14 protein-coding genes are annotated in these 16859 nt (G+C 70.0%); 8 read left to right on the top strand and 6 right to left on the bottom strand.

The annotated features are described in order from the left end of the window. Positions 1-257: 257 nt before the first annotated feature. Genes ACZ6B8_RS15115 through ACZ6B8_RS15105 form a run of 3 tightly spaced genes read right to left on the bottom strand, consistent with a single transcriptional unit; the run spans position 258 to position 1364 of the window. A complete protein-coding gene (locus ACZ6B8_RS15115) occupies positions 258-623 on the bottom strand; it encodes a hypothetical protein (protein ID WP_471607472.1) in 366 nt (121 codons plus the stop codon). After that, on the bottom strand, positions 604-1101 hold the full coding sequence (locus ACZ6B8_RS15110; protein ID WP_471607471.1) for a hypothetical protein: 498 nt from the start codon (positions 1099-1101) through the stop codon (positions 604-606). Before ACZ6B8_RS15110 ends, ACZ6B8_RS15115 begins: the two co-directional genes overlap by 20 nt. Further along, positions 1098-1364 carry a hypothetical protein gene (locus ACZ6B8_RS15105; RefSeq protein ID WP_471607470.1) on the bottom strand — a complete coding sequence of 89 codons (267 nt, stop codon included), beginning with the start codon at positions 1362-1364 and terminating at the stop codon, positions 1098-1100. Before ACZ6B8_RS15105 ends, ACZ6B8_RS15110 begins: the two co-directional genes overlap by 4 nt. 1487 nt (positions 1365-2851) lie before the next feature. On the opposite strand from ACZ6B8_RS15105, the gene ACZ6B8_RS15100 reads away from it, so the two are divergent. Further along, positions 2852-3157 (top strand): hypothetical protein, encoded by a 306-nt coding sequence (locus ACZ6B8_RS15100; RefSeq protein WP_471607469.1) that lies wholly within the window; start codon positions 2852-2854, stop codon positions 3155-3157. Positions 3158-3505: 348 nt separating this feature from the next. Here ACZ6B8_RS15100 and ACZ6B8_RS15095 read toward each other — a convergent pair whose 3' ends face one another. Beyond that, positions 3506-4723: a serine hydrolase domain-containing protein gene (locus tag ACZ6B8_RS15095; RefSeq protein WP_471607468.1), complete on the bottom strand. Its 1218-nt coding sequence runs from the start codon at positions 4721-4723 to the stop codon at positions 3506-3508. A gap of 506 nt (positions 4724-5229) precedes the next feature. Between ACZ6B8_RS15095 and ACZ6B8_RS15090 the strand changes: the two genes are divergently transcribed. The 7 genes from ACZ6B8_RS15090 (at position 5230) to ACZ6B8_RS15060 (ending at position 14572) form a co-directional block, all read left to right on the top strand. Continuing rightward, positions 5230-5433: a cold-shock protein gene (locus tag ACZ6B8_RS15090; protein WP_471087271.1), complete on the top strand. Its 204-nt coding sequence runs from the start codon at positions 5230-5232 to the stop codon at positions 5431-5433. 302 nt (positions 5434-5735) lie between these two features. Then, entirely contained in the window at positions 5736-7298 is a 1563-nt protein-coding gene (locus ACZ6B8_RS15085; RefSeq protein ID WP_471607467.1) for a DEAD/DEAH box helicase, read from the top strand. Positions 7299-7344: 46 nt separating this feature from the next. Beyond that, positions 7345-7665, top strand: coding sequence for a CBS domain-containing protein (locus ACZ6B8_RS15080; RefSeq protein WP_471607466.1), 321 nt, complete (start codon positions 7345-7347; stop codon positions 7663-7665). Between the two features lie 52 nt (positions 7666-7717). Next, entirely contained in the window at positions 7718-8071 is a 354-nt protein-coding gene (locus ACZ6B8_RS15075) for an SCO5918 family protein (RefSeq protein ID WP_471607465.1), read from the top strand. A gap of 515 nt (positions 8072-8586) precedes the next feature. Next, a complete protein-coding gene (locus ACZ6B8_RS15070) occupies positions 8587-12603 on the top strand; it encodes an nSTAND1 domain-containing NTPase (protein ID WP_471607464.1) in 4017 nt (1338 codons plus the stop codon). 413 nt (positions 12604-13016) lie between these two features. Next, positions 13017-13805, top strand: a complete 789-nt coding sequence (locus tag ACZ6B8_RS15065) for a GntR family transcriptional regulator (protein WP_471087684.1) — start codon at positions 13017-13019, stop codon at positions 13803-13805. A gap of 5 nt (positions 13806-13810) precedes the next feature. Further along, positions 13811-14572, top strand: coding sequence for a glycosyltransferase family 2 protein (locus tag ACZ6B8_RS15060; protein WP_471607463.1), 762 nt, complete (start codon positions 13811-13813; stop codon positions 14570-14572). Between the two features lie 53 nt (positions 14573-14625). Here the strand turns inward: ACZ6B8_RS15060 and ACZ6B8_RS15055 are convergent, their stop codons facing one another. Together ACZ6B8_RS15055 and ACZ6B8_RS15050 are read right to left on the bottom strand one after the other, a co-directional pair. Then, positions 14626-15546 carry an FkbM family methyltransferase gene (locus ACZ6B8_RS15055; protein ID WP_471607462.1) on the bottom strand — a complete coding sequence of 307 codons (921 nt, stop codon included), beginning with the start codon at positions 15544-15546 and terminating at the stop codon, positions 14626-14628. 69 nt (positions 15547-15615) lie between these two features. After that, complete coding sequence (locus ACZ6B8_RS15050; RefSeq protein WP_471087253.1) at positions 15616-16839, bottom strand: amidohydrolase family protein; 1224 nt, start codon at positions 16837-16839, stop codon at positions 15616-15618. Positions 16840-16859: the final 20 nt, after the last annotated feature.

The raw sequence follows: 16859 nt of genomic DNA, 5'->3' as shown, positions 1-16859 counted from the left end.
GGGGGCGCCGTTCCCGGCTGCGAGCGCATCGTGGCGAGCGTGGTGGGCTCCCATCCCGTCCACCGTCGACCCAGGCAGAGCCGAGCAGACGCGGCCCAGGGGCGTCAAGGTCGTTCGTACAGTGGCGCGCTCCACCTTGACGCCCCTGAACCACGCCCGCTCCACGGTGTGTGGGTCGACGGCGGACGGGATGGGAGCTGGGGTGGCTGGTGGGTGAAGCTGAGTGGTCATCGGGACCGGTACTGCTTCTGGAGGGGTCACACCCAGAGGATCAGGGCAATGAGTACGACGAGAAGAATGAATGGGCTTGCAACCGCTTTACGGAGCTCTCGTTCACCTTTTCCGGGAAACATAGGGTCGTCGCCCGCATCTGTGAACTGGGTTGCCAAGTCCCCCTTACCGGTCAGAATGTCGCTTGCGTCCCGAACCAACGCGGCGGCCGACTTCACGTCACCCGATTTCTTCAGCATTTCATCGATCTTAGCCAGCATCTGCGGGGAGGAGACTGCCAGCTTCCGTACATTTTGCTTGGTCGCCTCATCAATCGACTCATTTTTTAAGATCGTTTGAAACACGCTGCCATTGTTGGTCTGGATGTACTGATCAATCGCCGTTCCGGCCACGCTTTCCTCCCTCGCAGGTCGTATTGCTCACCAACGATGGCGCACGGTCCAGGCTAAGTTGAAAGGATGAGGCGCAGCCACCTTCGCTCTTGGACTGACCAAGCGGACCAGCCAGGATGAGCGCAATCAGGACCGCCGCAACAGCCGAGACAGTGGCCACTCCGACTCGAGCAAAAGGGTTTAGCGCCTGACCAATCGTTTTGACCAAGGTGGGCCACTTATGTGTGACCCAAAGGACGAAAACCACGCCGATTGCAGCAAAGACAAGTAGTCGATCTCGCACAAAATCCCCGACGTACTCATCAGACGATACGCGCACCAGGTACGCGATAAGGCCCTCAAGAGTCGGCAAGACGTAAGGGAAGTAGTCATTGATCGCGGCGATGCCAGCCAACATGACGAGGATGGCCAAAACCGCCCCGCACGCGTAATAGGCGATCCCGAGCCACCCCGCATTGTTGGCAGAGGGAAGCCTCACTTCTTGTCGTCCCGGTAGTTGTTCTGCGACACGATGCCGTTGTTCGTTTCAATGAACTGACCGTTAACGGTGATGCCGCCCGAGCTTGCGGTGCGAGGGGGGCGGGGTGTGTCGGTGCTGTTGCCCGACTGCGCGTTGCTACCCGGAGGCAAGGGGGCGGGCTCCTGGTTGCCGCTCGCTCGTGAGCGTGTCCATCGAGCAGTGATCACAGCGCCGCCGAGTAGGCACACTCCGCCGATTAAGGCTGCGGCTATCTCGATCATGAAGCCCCCTGAGGTCGGTAAGGTCGCCAAAATCCTACCCAACATGGGTAGTTGGGGGCACCGAAACCACAGTCAGCGACAGCAGCCAGTTCATGGCAGCGAACTTTCGATCATGTGCCATGAGCGCGCCGAGCGCCCGAGGCGACCAATGCTGACAGAGGGCACACCCATGGTTGACCTCTCTGGCCTGGTTGCCCGGAGATGATCTGCGACACTGCGAACGTCAGGTTGGGCTCGGAGAACTGAGCTCCCGCGCTTCGAGACGGCCAAGCACCGCCCCATTCAACGTTCAGCTTGCAACGTGCCACATCCGTGCCCGGTCGGGCGGGGAGTCACGGGGAACGGCGGGCAACGAGCCGCCAGCGCCGAGGCGTGCCGACCCGCTCCCCCGCAGGTCAGAAGCGCAACTACTCGTAGGGCAACCGAGCTTCCCAAGCTGATGGCTCAGGCAGTCGCCCCGACCCGGCCGAGGCGGCTTGCTCTGGTCGACAGCATGGCAGCGTGGCTGAGGCCGGTGGGGATGTCGCTTCCCGTCCACGTCGCCTCGGTGCGGCTCCTGGAACAGTCAGAGTCCCGTGGATGCATCCGGAACTCGTACCCGCGTTGGACTCCCTTGCCGAAGAATCGGCCTGCCCAAGATCTTTCGTAAGACGAGGGGCGGACTCTGGCCGACTCCGGCAACATCGATCCATCGATACCCGGGGGGGGACGTCTTGAGCTTGGTGCACACGGCTACGGAACAGATAGGTTCCTACATCTCACAGGCATGGTCAGGACTTTCGGCCTGGCGCCGCCGGGTTAACCAGCGGGTCGTCAGGGGTCGCCTGTGCAAGTTTGCAGCGTCGCTTCAAACTCTTCGGGTAGAGGGCCAGCCCGTCCAGACCCGAAGGGTGTTACGGGAGACGCGGACAACTTTGGAGACAGTGCCTTACGGGTCGATCATCGCCGCCTACTTCGCCATGTGGATCGGCCTGAGGATCATCACGCTTTCGGCAATCATCCTTCGCGACCTGGCAACAGCCATTGGGGCCGAGGCCGCAGCAAGGGCAACACAGTATTTTTTATGGTCACTTCGCCCTGAAATGGGGAATCAGCCCATCCATGGATGGGACAGCCTCATCTTCGTGATCACTTACTCTGTGATTCTGGTACTACCTATATGGTGGTTGGCTACGCTCCGCTGGGCCCGAGGTGCTATATACCGCAATCGCGCAACTCTGCGGGCTGTAGACGCCGTCCACCTCTGCGCTGAGGCTTACCGGCGGCCGCCCGGAGAGCGCGCCTCGCACCTTCGAGACTTCGACTCCGCCCTCCGCAGGGCTGAAGACGCCGTCCTTCACGCTCATCGGCACCTCGGTACCATTCCGCGCCGCTCACCGAGGTCGGCAGCAGCACGGGCACACGCGGCCCTGGTTGTGGGGGCACTTCGAGCAGAGTCTCTGAAAATTGACGCCGACCCGAACGGCGCGCTGCCTCGCCTGGGGGCCATGCTGGCCGTGATCGGCGAGCGGTGCGCCGCAGGCCGCATCGGAGCGATGTTGCCACAGGAGTTCCTAACGCAGGCCACTCCCATCTCCCTCACCCGTACAGCCATCCGCGAGTCTGTTCACGTGGCAGCCATCATTACCGCCGCCATGGCGGCAGCCGTCGGCGCTGCCTCGGCACTCCGCGCACTCGGTGTGAACGACGATCTTCGCCCGTGGCTCATCGCCGGTTGCTCCGTGTTGGCCGCGATCTTCGTGGGCGGCTGGCACCGGGTAGGCAGGCTTCTGGAACTGTTGCCGGGCAGGTGATTTCACCTAGGCGCGCAGTGCCAACCGTTCTGCGACCCCGTACACGCAGCAACGTCCAGATGGTCCATGTCTCGAGTGAGTGTCTAACTGCGTGACAACGCCGATGAACAGCGGCGAACACGGGCGAACGCCTGCGGACCGTCAGCACAGGTGAGGAGCGCACCAACCCAAGGCATCACCTCCGCCCAAGTTGCTTCGGGACGAAGAGGTCGTGGGTTCAAATCCCGCCACCCCGACAGTGAAGTAACGCATCAGGGCCACCGACTCACGTGAGTCGGTGGCCCTGATGCGTTTTCCGGTGACGGGTCGGAGGAGTCCGGCCGTCGGTGGCTGCGCGGTTGGGGGCGGCTAGTTCGCGGGCTTGGGGGCCGTCGCCGAGCCGTCGTAGATGTTCTTCGGGGTGGCCACCGCCGTGATCGCACGGGCCAGCAGGGTCGAGGGTTCCTGGCCGCCGCTCAGGATGTCCGTGTTCATCATGACGACGAGGGTCGCCTTCTGCGCGGGCAGGTAGACCGTCACCGTCTCGTAGCCGGGGATCGAGCCGTTGTGGCCGATCCAGCCGTTGGTCTTGAGGATGCCCAGGCCGTATGTGGTGCCGGGGATGCCCGTCGGAAGGGTCTTCAGGCGCTGCTTCTGGGTTTTGGGGCTCAGGAGTTGTCCCGTGGCGACGGACGCGGCCCAGTGCCGCAGGTCGTGCAGGTTCGAGATCATCGCCCCCGCCGCCCAGCCCCAGCTGGGGTTCCAGTTCGTCGCGTCCGCGACCTCACCGCTCAGGGTCTGGTCGGTGTAGCCGCGCGGGTGCGGGTCGGGGAACTCGTTGCCCTGTGGGAACAGCGTGTGGCGCAGGTGCGCCGGGCGCAGTACGCGGTGGTGGATGACGTCGGCGAGCGGGCGGCCGGTCACCTTCTCGATCACCAGGCCCAGCAGGACGAGGTTGGAGTTGGAGTACTGGAACGTCTTGCCCGGGGCGGAGGTGTTGCGGTGCTTGTAGCCGTACGCGAGCGACTGGCGCGGCGTGAACGTGCGGTACGGGTCGCTCAGCAGGTCGTGGATGAAGTCCGCGTCCTCGGTGTACGGGAACAGACCGCTGCGCATCTCCGCGAGGTGGCGCAGCGTGATGCGGCGGCCGTTGGGCACGCCCTTGACGTACGTCGAGATCGGGTCGTCGAGCTTGATCCGGCCCTCGTCCACAAGCTGGAGCAGCGCGGTGACGGTGAACGTCTTGGTCTCGCTGCCGATCCGGACGAAGGCGTCCGCGGCCATCGGCTCGCCGGTCCGGGTGTCGGCGACGCCCATGGACCGCACGTAGCAGCCCTTGCCCGGCATCCACAGACCGACGACCGCGCCGGGGATGCCCGCCTTCCTTCCGACGTCGTCCATGCTCTTGTCGAGGCGGGACGTGAGCTTGTGGCCCAGGCTGTTCGGGCAGTCGCCCCGGTCGGGGTGGACGGCGGCCGGCCGCTGGTCGGCCGCGGCGGGGTGGACGGCGGCCGGCGCCCACAGGGACGCGGCGAGCAGGGCCGCGCAGAGGGTGCGGCGGGTGGTGGAACGTCTCGGATGTCTCATCGGGGCGCCTCTTCCGGACATGGGGGCGGACGATGCGAACACCACCACCTCGTCGGGCGAGGCGCGCCCGACCGACCGGCCCCGCGGCACGGAGTCCACTCGTTCGGCGCCATGGCCTCCGCCGGTGGCCTCTGCCGGTGGCCTCCGCGCCGTGGCGCCGGGGGTGATCGGTCCGGGGGGAGATCGTTCGGGTGTCTCACGCGGCGACCATTGCGCGAACGGCCGGGAATGAAATTCTGTGTCCGCGGAGGGAGGGTTTGAGTAAGGGCGCCTGGAGGGATTTCCGGATAATGGGCGGCGTGGAAATATTCCGCGCGCACCGGCCGCCGCGGCGTGCTACTGTCGTCTTAGTTGCAGTTGTGGTTCCCGAAACTTCAAGTGCTCCTGGTCGCATACTGGGCCGGAGCGCTTTTTTATTACCGGTCATTTCCGGGCGGGGTAATCATCGCGGCGACACGGCGTCCGCAGGAAGCGGATCCCGATGTACTGCCCCAGAGGAGATAGACATGGCCAGTGGCACCGTGAAGTGGTTCAATTCGGAAAAGGGCTTCGGCTTCATCGAGCAGGACGGTGGCGGCCCCGACGTGTTCGCCCACTACTCGAACATCGCCGCCCAGGGCTTCCGTGAGCTGCTCGAAGGCCAGAAGGTGAACTTCGACATCGCGCAGGGCCAGAAGGGCCCGACGGCCGAGAACATCGTTCCCGCCTGATCATCACGCGTACGTGCAGCTGGGGCCCGCATCCTTCGGGGTGCGGGCCCCAGCTGCATGCGTTTTCCGCGTCGGGGGACATCTGGTGTTCCCCTGAGGGGTACGACCCCTCGGTTTAGTACTTCTTTTTTCTTCGGCGGCCGAGATCCGTTGAGATCCGTTCTTTTCGTTTTCGGGTCCTCTGATTCGGCCACCGTTTCTCACCATCGGTTCATACTTGTGGTTCTCTGCGCGTTCAGCGTTCATCGGCGAACGGCACGCGGGAATTCCTTGATATGTGCCGCATCAAGGAAGGTTCCCGTATGAACCGCATGCGTACCAATGACCGTTCCCCCCGATCCGGCAAGGGCGGGGGCGGCAACGGCGGCAGCCGTTTCGGCTCGTCGGCTCCGCGCCGCTCCGGCGGCGGGTCCACCCGTTCCGGTGGGGGCTCCCCCCGCTCCGGCGGTTACGGTCGTCGGCCCTCCGGGCCGCAGGGCGAGTTCGCGCTCCCCACCACCATCACCCCCGCGCTCCCCGCCGTGGAGAGCTTCGCCGCGCTCGACATGTCCGCGCCGCTGCTGGCCGAGCTCGGCAGGCAGGGCGTCACCGTGCCGTTCCCGATCCAGGGCGCGACGCTGCCCAACTCGCTCGCCGGGCGGGACGTCCTCGGACGTGGCCGCACCGGGTCCGGCAAGACGCTCGCCTTCGGCCTCGCCCTGCTCTCCCGCCTCGCCGGGCAGCGCGCCGAAGCGCGCAGGCCGCTGGGGCTCGTCCTCGTCCCGACCCGCGAGCTCGCCCAGCAGGTGACGGACGCCCTCACCCCGTACGCCCGGTCCGTCCGGCTGCGGCTGGTCACGGTCGTGGGCGGGATGTCGATCGGACGCCAGGCCGGCGCGCTGCGCAGCGGCGCCGAGATCGTCGTGGCCACCCCGGGACGTCTCAAGGACCTCATCGACCGCGGCGACTGCGGGCTCGACCAGGTCGGCATCACCGTCCTCGACGAGGCCGACCAGATGGCCGACATGGGCTTCATGCCGCAGGTCACCGCCCTCCTCGACCAGGTCAGGCCCGAGGGGCAGCGCATGCTGTTCTCCGCCACGCTGGACCGGAACGTCGACCTCCTGGTGCGCCGTTACCTGTCCGACCCCGTCGTCCACTCCGTCGACCCGTCGGCCGGCGCCGTCACGACGATGGAGCACCACGTGCTGCACGTCCACGGCGCCGACAAGTACGCGACCACCACCGAGATCGCCGCCCGCGACGGCCGCGTGATCATGTTCCTGGACACCAAGCACGCCGTCGACCGGCTGACCCAGGACCTGCTCAACAGCGGAGTCCGCGCGGCGGCGCTGCACGGCGGCAAGTCCCAGCCCCAGCGCACCCGCACGCTGACGCAGTTCAAGACCGGGCACGTCACCGTGCTCGTCGCCACGAACGTCGCCGCCCGCGGCATCCACGTCGACAACCTCGACCTCGTCGTGAACGTCGACCCGCCCACCGACCACAAGGACTACCTGCACCGCGGCGGCCGCACCGCCCGCGCCGGCGAGTCCGGCAGCGTCGTCACCCTGGTCACGCCCCAGCAGCGCCGCGGCATGGTGCGGCTCATGGCGGACGCCGGGATCCAGCCGCAGGTCACCCAGGTCCGCTCCGGCGAATCCGAGCTGCACCGCATCACCGGCGCCCAGGCTCCCTCCGGCGTTCCGGTGGTCATCACCGCGCCGGTGACCGAGCGGCCCAAGCGCGCCGGCACCTCCCGCGGCCGTCGCCGTCCCGCCTCGGCCGGACGCCGCTCCCCCTCCGCCTCGGCGTCCGCCGGGCAGGGCTCCGCCGCGCAGGGGTCCGCCGCGCGGGCGCGTACCGCACCTGCTCGCGCCGCCTAGTCGACCGGTCAGCCGCTCAGCCGATCCATCTCTGCAGGAGGTTCCTTTGACGCTGGTTCAGACGGTCGCCGTGGAGGACTCCGCCGAGGAGACCGCGCCGCAGGTATGGGACGACATGACGGTCGAGGTGGCGCTGACCGTCATGGCCGGCGCCCGCGTCGGGCATCTGCTCGTCTGCGACGCGGACAGCCGGCGCACCGGCTTCGTCACCCGTGCCCGGCTCACCGCCGTCCGCGACGGATCCGGGTACACGGACCGGATCCGGCTGCGGGACATAGGCGCCCGCAGCGGGGTGTACGACGACGCCCCGGCCGCCCCGGCCCCGGCGACAGCACCCGCCCCGGCCACGTACACCGCTCGCCCGTGACACCCGTCGGCCCCACCCCCCGGCTCCACCGCCCCTTCCTCTGCGAGGTCCCATGCGTTGTGTCATCGCCCGCTTCCCGTTCGACCTGACCAAGAGCGGCGTGCTGGAGAGCATGAAGGGCGTCAGGCCCGAGCCGGTCACCGGTGAGTCCGTCATCATCGGGCGCCGCCACTACCCCGTGAAGCAGGTCGGCCAGGTCATCACCCGACAGGACCGTCGCGACTTCAGCGCCGGTGAGGTCGTCCGCGCCATGACCCAGCTCGGCTTCACCTGCCGTACCGTCCCCGCGGACTCGACCACGGGGACGGGCACGGCTACGGGTACGGGTACGGCCCGCCTCAGCCCCCTGCAGCACGCCTCCGCCCTGCTGGGCGAGCCGCCCATGGTCGCGCCCGTCCCCGCCTGACCGACCCGAGGCCGGCGCACGCAGGCCGACGCAACGCAGGCCGACGAACCAACAGCGAGGGCCCGACCGGTACGCGCCGGTCGGGCCCTCGCCGCTGTTCGGATGTTCCGGGAGTCCGGATCCGGGAATCCGGACGTCCCGGGAAGGTGCGTCGTATCGGTGCCGGTCCCTCCCCTCGTGGGGACCGGCACCGATCGACGCGTACAACGCCGACCGCCGTCCGACGGCGTATCGGCGCGGATCAGGGAAAATCGGGATCCGCGTGCTCCGCGACGCGTCCGTCGTGCCTCAGAGGCAAGCCGGGCTCAGAACGATCGGTGGCGCGCGCCGCCGCTGTGAGTCCTGAGCCGATGACCTGCCCGGACGCTGCGTGGTTGGTTCGCTACTGCGACGAAATCCTGCCAGTTACGGCTCTCCGAGAGGAGGTTCCGGTCCCGTCCGGACCCCTTAGCCGCAGGTCAGCCGTATAAAGTGAGTTTTCCGGTCCGGATGTCCAGGCGCGGCGGAAGTAAGGGGTGGAGGCCTTGAGTTCCGACTCAGGGGCACGCACGAGCTTCGCGGAGCGTCTCGCGCTGCTGTACAAGGAGGCCGGCAACCCGCCCCTCAAGCGCGTGGCCGAAGCGGTCGTACGGCTTCAGCGCGTCGACGAACGCGGGCGTCCCGTACGGGTGTCCGCCCAGCGGATCAGCGACTGGCGGCGGGCCAAGAACGTGCCGGCCCAGTTCCCCGCCCTCGCCGCGGTGCTGCACGTCCTGATCCCCGAGGCCCGGCGCGAGCGGCCCACGCCCGTCTCGACCGGTCTGTACGACATGACCCAGTGGCACCGGCTGTGGGAGAGCGCGGTGGCCGACCCGGTCGGCGACCGCGCGCCGGGCAGCGAGGAGGACGAGCCGGGCGCCACGGCCGACGCGGCGGCCGTCCCCAGCGTGTGCCCGTACCGGGGGCTCGCCTCGTACCGGGAGCAGGACGCCCAGTGGTTCTTCGGCCGGGAGCGGAGCACGGAGGCCCTGGTGGCCCAGCTCCGCGCCGCGGAGGAGTCGGGCGGCCTGGTCATGCTCGTGGGCGCGTCGGGCGCGGGGAAGTCCTCCCTCCTCAACGCCGGGCTCGTCCCCACCCTGCAGAACGGCGTGCTGGACGAGGAGGGTGTACGGGGCACCGGGCCGGTGCTGCAGCTCGTGCCGGGCAGCGACCCGCTCGGCGAGCTGATCCGTCAGATACCCGAGCTCGCGCCCGCGGTGGCCGCGGCGTCGGCGGACGGCGGCTCCGGCTCCCCCCGTCTCGCGGAAGCCGTACGCGACGCCCTCGCCGCCTGGGCCGCCCGGTCGGGGGACGGCCGCACCCGCCCCGTGGTCATCGTCGACCAGTTCGAGGAGACGTTCACCCTTTGTCCGGATGAGGTGGACCGGCACGTCTTCGTCCAACTCCTCCACGCCGCCTGCTCCCCCGCACCCCTCACCGCCACCGCCCCCGCCATCCCCCAGCCCGCCCTCGTCGTCCTCGGCATCCGCGCCGACTTCTACGAGGAGTGCCTCGGCTACCCCGAGCTCGCCGACGCCCTGCAGCACCGGCACATGGTGCTCGGACCGCTGACCAGCGCCGAGCTGCGCAAGGCGGTGACCGGTCCCGCCAAGGCCGTCGGGCTCGAACTGGAACCGGGCCTCGCCGAGCTGATCGTCCGTGAGGTGAGTACGGACGGGCCCCGCGGCGCCCACGACGCGGGCGTCCTGCCGCTCCTCTCGCACGCCCTGCTCGCCACCTGGCAGCGGCGCAAGACGGGCCGGCTCACGCTGGCCGGCTACCGCGCGGCCGGCGGCATCCAGGGCGCCGTCGCGGCCACCGCCGAGCGGGCCTGGTCCGGCCTCGACCCGGCCGCCCGTACCGCCGCGCGGCTGCTGCTCCTGCGCCTGGTGCGGCTCGGCGAGGACACCCAGGCCACCCGCAGGCGCGGCACGCGGCGCCAGTTGGCGGAGGAGTCGACCGACCCGCACAAGACCGAGGAGTCCCTGGAGGCGCTGGTGCGCGCCCGGCTCGTGACCCTCGACGCGGAGACCGTGGAGATCACCCACGAGGCGCTGCTGCACGCCTGGCCGCGCCTGCGCGACTGGATCGACGAGGACCGCAACGACCACCTCCTGCGCCAGCGCCTGGAGGAGGACGGCAAGTCCTGGGAGGAGTCCGACCGCGACTCGTCGCTGCTCTACCGGGGCTCCCGCCTCGAACAGGCCCGCGCCTGGGCGCGGAGCGCCGGGGACACCTTCCTGACCCGGAGCGCGATGGAGTTCCTCGCCGCGTCCGCACGGCTGCGCCGGCGCACGGTCTGGATCGCCCGCGGCGCGGTCGCGGCCCTGGTCGTCCTCGCGATGGTCGCCGTCGTCTCGGCGGTGGTGGCCCGCCAGCAGCGCGACGACGCGGTGTTCCAGCAGGTGGTCGCGGAGGCCGACCGCGCGCAGCACACCGACTCCTCGCTGTCGGCCCAGCTCGACCTGGTGGCGCACCGGTTGCGGCCGGGCGACGAGGCGACGCGCAACCGGCTGATCTCCATCGTCAACGCGCCCCTCGCCACCCCGCTCCTCGGCCACAAGGGCGCCGTCTACCTGACGTCGTTCAGCAAGAACGGCAAGGTCCTGGCCACCGCGAGCTACGACAGGACCGTCCGGCTCTGGGACGTGTCGGACCGTACCCGCCCCCGACAGCTCGGCAAGCCCCTGACCGGCCACACGAGCTGGGTGAGCACGGCGGTGTTCAGCCCGGACGGCACGATGCTGGCCAGTGCGAGCGACGACGGCACGGTCCGGCTCTGGGACGTGCGCGACCCGCGCCGTCCGCGGCTGATCGGCGACCCGGTGCCCGGCCACGGCGGCACGATCTACCTGCTCGCCTTCAGCCCGGACGGCCGCTACCTCGCCTCCGCCAACGAGGACCACGCCGTACGCCTGTGGGACGTGGGCCGCCCCGCCGCGCCGAAGTCCGTCGCCACGCTGCCCGGGCACACCGCCGCCGTGCGGTCCGTGGCGTTCGCGCCGGACGGGCGCACGCTCGCGGCCGGCGGGGACGACGGCACGATCCGGCTGTGGGACACGGCCGATCCGCGCCGCCCGAAGCCGGTCCACAAGGTGCTGCGGGGCCACGCGGGCACGGTGCACTCGGTGGCCTTCAGCCCCGACGGCGCCACCCTCGCCAGCGGCGGCGTCGACAACACGATCCGGCTCTGGGGCGTCGCGGAACCGCGCCGGGCGCACGCGCTCGGCACCCCGCTCACCGGCCACACGGGACCGATGTGGTCGGTCGCCTTCAACGCGGACGGGAGCATGCTCGCGGCCGCCAGCGCGGACAGCACGGCCAGCCTGTGGAACGTCCGCGACCCGGCGCATCCGTCGCAGGTGGGCGAGCCGCTCGCGGGCAGCAGCGGCGAGATGTACTCCCTCGGCTTCAGCCCCGACGGCCGGACGCTCGCGACCGGGAGCGGCGACAACAAGGTGCGGCTGTGGTCGATCCCGCCGTCGGACATGCTCGGCCGGGTCGGGGCGTTCCGTCCCGACGGCAAGGTGCTCGCCACGGCGGCGAGCGACGAGAAGATCCGGCTGTGGGACGTCGCGCGGCCCGACCGGGTCGAGCCGCTGGGCAAGCCGTTCCGGCCCGGCAAGGGCGAGCTGCGCTCCCCCGTGTTCTCCCCCGACGGCCGCGTCCTCGCGGTGCTCGCCGGGAACCGCGCGGTGCAGCTGTGGAACGTCGCCGATCCGCGGCATCCGGTGCCGTTCGGGCCGCCCGTCGCCCTGCGCACGAGGTTCGCGGCCGCGCTGGCCTTCAGTCCGGACGGGCGCACCCTCGCGTCCGCCGACACCGACCGCACCATCCAGCTGTGGGACGTCACCTCTCCGGAGCGCCTGCGCCGGCTCGGCCGGCCGCTCACCGGTCATCAGGGGTACGTCAACTCGCTCGCCTTCGGCAAGGACGGGCAGACGCTCGCCAGCGGCAGCGCGGACGGCACCGTACGGCTGTGGAACGTGACCGACCCGCGCCGCGTGACCCGCCGCGGCGCGCCCCTCACCGGACACCAGGGCCCGGTCAACCGGGTCGCGTACAGCCCCGACGGCCGCGCGCTGGCCAGCGCGAGCGACGACGGCACGGTCCGGCTCTGGGACGTGTCCGATCCGGGGGCGCCGCGGCGGGCCGCCTCCCTGACGGGGCACACCGACGCGGTCGTGTCGCTGACGTTCAGCCAGGACGGCCGCACCCTGGCGACCGGCGGCAACGACAACACCGTCCGGCTCTGGGACGTCGCCGACCCCTTCGACGCCTCCGCGATCGGCCAGTCGATGAGCCCCAACGCCAAGACGGGCAGCTTCCTCACGTTCAACCCGGTGAGCCACATGCTGGGGGTGTCGAGCGGCACGGACACCGTCCGGCTCTGGGACCTGGACACCGACGACGCGGTCGACCGCATTTGTTCGACCACGCGCGGTGTTCTGACGCGGGATAAGTGGGACGAGTATCTTCCGCGTCTCTCCTACGATCCGCCGTGCGACACCTGACGTGCCTCGGCCGATGCGCTGTACGGCGCGTAACCCGCCCGCGACCGGCCCCGCTTTTCGCGTGATCCCGATCACAACTCCATAACTCGGTCCCGGAGTTGACTCCCACTCCGCATTGAGCCTTGTTACTCTTGCTTATAGAGCCCGATCGCTGGTGCATCCCCCGTCGCCAGCGATCGGGCCCTTTCATGTGCGCACACTGCTTTTCGGCGATTTTTCGGTGATCGGGCCCGGCCGGTTTCGGCGCACGAGATGGGTGTGTAGGGAAACTTTCGGCCATTGCGTATGCGCCATGGTCGCTCTCCCGAAGAGCCGGCACACCCGCTCGTCAACTCCTCTTGAGGAGTCGTAGGGTGAGTTCCGCCGGCCCCGCCGCACGGGCGGAAAGGCACCGACGACGGATGGTGAGCGCGATCCCCAAGGCCTACGAGCAGATCGCGGACGACATCCGCCGGTCCATCCGCGCCGGCCGCCTCCGCCCCGGCGAGCGGCTGCCCGCCGAGACGGCGCTCGCCGAACGGTACGGACGCAGCGTGCCGACGCTCCGCGACGCCCTCCGGCTGCTGCGCGAGGAGGGGCTGATCGAGAAGGAGCACGGCCGCGGCAACTTCGTCCGCAGGCCCCGCACCAAGGTGGTCCGCGACAACTCCCGGCACCAGTGGGAGAAGAACCGGGTGCACCAGCCGGTACGGAACAGGGCGCGCACGGGCGCCACCGAGCGCGACACCGGGCTCGGACTCCAGGACCTCGTCTTCCACGCCGCGTACCGCGAGGTCCCCGCGGACGAGAACCTCGCGGCGGCCTTCGGTCTCCCGCGGGGCACGCCCCTGATCGCCCGCTCCTACCGGACCCGCCACACCACGGAGAGCGCCCCCTTCAACCTGGCCACCTCCTATCTGGTCCGCGAGCTGGTGGCGGGCAACCCCGACCTCCTCGACGAGACCAGGGAGCCGTGGCCGGGCGGCACCCAGAACCAGCTCAGCACCGTCGGCATCGAGCTGGACCGCGTCGAGGAGCGCCTCACCGCCCGCCCGCCGACCCCGGAGGAGGCCGCGGAGCTCGAACTGCCGCCGGGCACCTCCGTCCTGCTGCTCCGCAAGACGTCGTACGACACCGCGGGGCGCGTCGTCGAGATCTCCGACGTCACCCTGCCCGGCGACCGCACGGAAGCCGTCTTCGTCACTCCACTGGAAAGGTGGTGAGTGCCGTGCGCCGGCGCATCATCATCGTCACCGCCGTCCACGCCCCCTCGGCCGCCTTCCTGCCGGACGCGTACACGTCGCTGTGCGAGCAGGAGCTCCCCGGGGGCTGGGAGTGGCACTGGCTGATCCAGGAGGACGGCCGGACCGACCGGGTCGCGCCGTATGTGCCGGACGACCCGCGGGTGACCTTCCGGCAGGGCAGGCCCGGCGGCCCCGGCGTCGCCCGCACCATCGCCCTCGCGCACGCCGACGGCGCGTACGTGAAGATCCTGGACGCCGACGACCAGCTCGCCCCGGGCGCGCTCGCCCGCGACCTCGCGGCGCTGGAGGAGAACCCGGACGTCGGCTGGGCCACCTCGCGCGTGCTCGACCTGCTGCCCGACGGCTCCACGGCCGGTTTCCCCGGCGACCCGGAGCACGGTCCGCTGGAGCGGGGCACGGTGCTCGCCTGGTGGGCGGCGCACGACTACCGCGCGCCGGTCCACCCGGCCACGCTCTTCGTCCGCCGCGACCTGCTCGTCGCCCTGGGCGGCTGGATGGCGCTGCCGGCCTCGGAGGACACCGGGCTCCTGCTGGCGCTGGACGCCGTGTCCCGCGGCTGGTTCTCGTCCGAGGTGGGGCTGCTCTACCGCAAGTGGGAGGGCCAGGCGACCGGCCAGAGCGCCCACGTCGACGCGGGCGAGCGGGAGGCGCGCATGGCGGTCGTGGAGGCGCGGGCCAGGGCGCTGGCGGGGTTCGCGTGGCGCTTTCCGGCGGGGAGCGACTGAGGCGGGGGTGGGCCCGCCTCAGTCACTCCCGCCGCACACCCTCCGTCGGCCGGTCAGTCCAAGGTCTCCGCGTCGATCCGCGAGAACACCAACTCCGTCTCCCCGACCACCGGTTCACGCCAGCGCACCGGAGGCAGGGGCCGCCGGATCGCCCCCGGGTAGCTGTCGGCGGCGTACTCGTTGACCAGCCGGTACGGATGGAACCCCGCCTCCCGCATGGTCTTCATCAACTCGTCCGCCAAGTCGCCGAGTTGGGCCATCCGGTCGGGCGTCACCTCGACCGCGATCTCGACGTCCGGCCGGAGGCGGTCGAGGGCCGGCGCGAGTCCCCTGATGACGCCGCCCTCCGCACCCTCCACGTCGATCTTGATCACCCGGGCCCCGGCGAGCTCGTCGGGCCGCAGCAGTTCGGGCAGCGGGGCGGCCTCGGCGTCGAAGGTGGACTCGGCGGGCCCGTCGTACGGGACGATGCTGTTGGCGCCCATGTTGTTCGAGCTGGCGAGGATGAACGTGAGCGTCCTGTGCGCGTCCGACACGGCGGCGTTGACCGCGCGGATGTTGTCGCACCCGTTCAACTCCGCGTGCTGGAGGACCCGTCGGTGGAAGACGGGCGAGGCCTCGATCGCCACGACCCGCCCCCCGGCACCGACGAGCCGGGAGCCGAGCACGGCGAAGTACCCGACGTTCGAGCCGACGTCGACGAACACGTCCCCGGCGCCGAGCCGCCCGCGCAGCCACCGCGTCATGTGCGGCTCCCAGGCGCCGAAGAGGTAGACGTAGCGCTGGATGAGGTCCTGGGTGTCGACGGCGAACCGCAGGCCGTGCCGGTCGGTGACGACGCGGCGGCGCGGGTTCTCCCGCAGCCGCGGGTTCAGGAACCGGGCGGCCAGCGCGGCCTTGCCGGGACCGCCGGGCGCGTCACGCACGTACCGGCGGCCGAGCGTGACCAGCGTCTCCGAAAGGGGGCTGCTCATCCGATCTCCTCTTTCGTGGGGGTCGGATGAACCGTATCGGCCGGACGGCGGGCGCCCGCCGCCGGGCGGTCACCTGCCGTCGCGGTCGAAGGGCAGGTCCAGCATGCGGATCGCGTTGCCGCGCAGCAGCTTGTACGCGATCTCCGCGGGGAGGTGCCCGACGTGTTCCTCGGCCACCTTCTTGGTGTGCGGCCAGGTCGAGTCGACGTGCGGGTAGTCGGTCTCGAACGTGGCGTTGTCGACGCCGACGGTCTCGATGGCCTCGATGCCGTGCTTGTCGCGGAAGAAGCAGCAGAAGATCTGCCGGTAGTAGTACGTGGAGGGGGGCTCGGGGATCAGGTCCTTCACGCCGCCCCAGGCGCGGTGCTCCTCCCACACGTCGTCGGCGCGCTCCAGGGCGTACGGGATCCAGCCCATCTGCCCCTCGCTGTAGGCGAGTTTGAGCCGGGGGAACTTCACCAGGACGCCGCTGAAGAGGAAGTCCATCATCGAGGCCATCGCGTTGTTGAAGGAGAGCGAGGCCTGCACGGCGGGCGGCGCGTCCGGGGACGCGGCCGGCATCTGCGAGGAGGAGCCGATGTGCATGTTCACCACGGTCCCGGTCTCCTCGCACGCCGCGAAGAACGGGTCCCAGTAGCCGGAGTGGATGGACGGCAGCCCCAGATAGGTGGGGATCTCGCTGAAGGTGACGGCGCGCACCCCGCGGGCGGCGTTCCGCTTGATCTCGGCGACGGCGAGGTCCACGTCCCAGAGCGGGATCAGGCAGAGCGGGATCAGCCGGCCGCCGCTGTCGCCGCACCACTCCTCGACCATCCAATCGTTGTACGCCCGGACGCAGGCGAGGCCGACCTCCTTGTCGTCGGCCTCGGAGAAGGTCTGCCCGCAGAACCGGGGAAAGGTCGGGAAGCACAGCGACGCCTCGACGTGGTTGACGTCCATATCGGCGAGCCGCGCCTTCGGGTCCCAGCAGCCGCGCCGCATCTGCTCGCGGGTGATGCCGTCCAGCGTCATCTCGTCCCGCGAGAAGCCGACGGCGGCGATGATGCGCTTGTACGGGAAGATGCTGCCCTCGTACTCCCACCAGTCGGTGATCTGGCCGGCCGGGTCCGTCGTGAACCGGTACTTGCCGCCGATGTACTCCAGCTCGCCGATGCCCGCGGTGAAGGGCTTAGGTCCCCGGTCGCGGTACTTGGCGGGGAGCCACGTCTCGAAGAGGTGCGCGGGCTCGATCACGTGGTCGTCCACGCTGATGACCCGGGGGAGTTCCTTGCTGCCGACCTCGCTGCTGACCACTGCTGTGCCCCCTACTGCCT

It is taken from the genome of Streptomyces sp. NPDC041122 (genome assembly GCF_055592445.1).
Note: the sequence above shows the minus strand (reverse complement) of the source record. Positions and strands in the feature narration are given on the sequence as shown.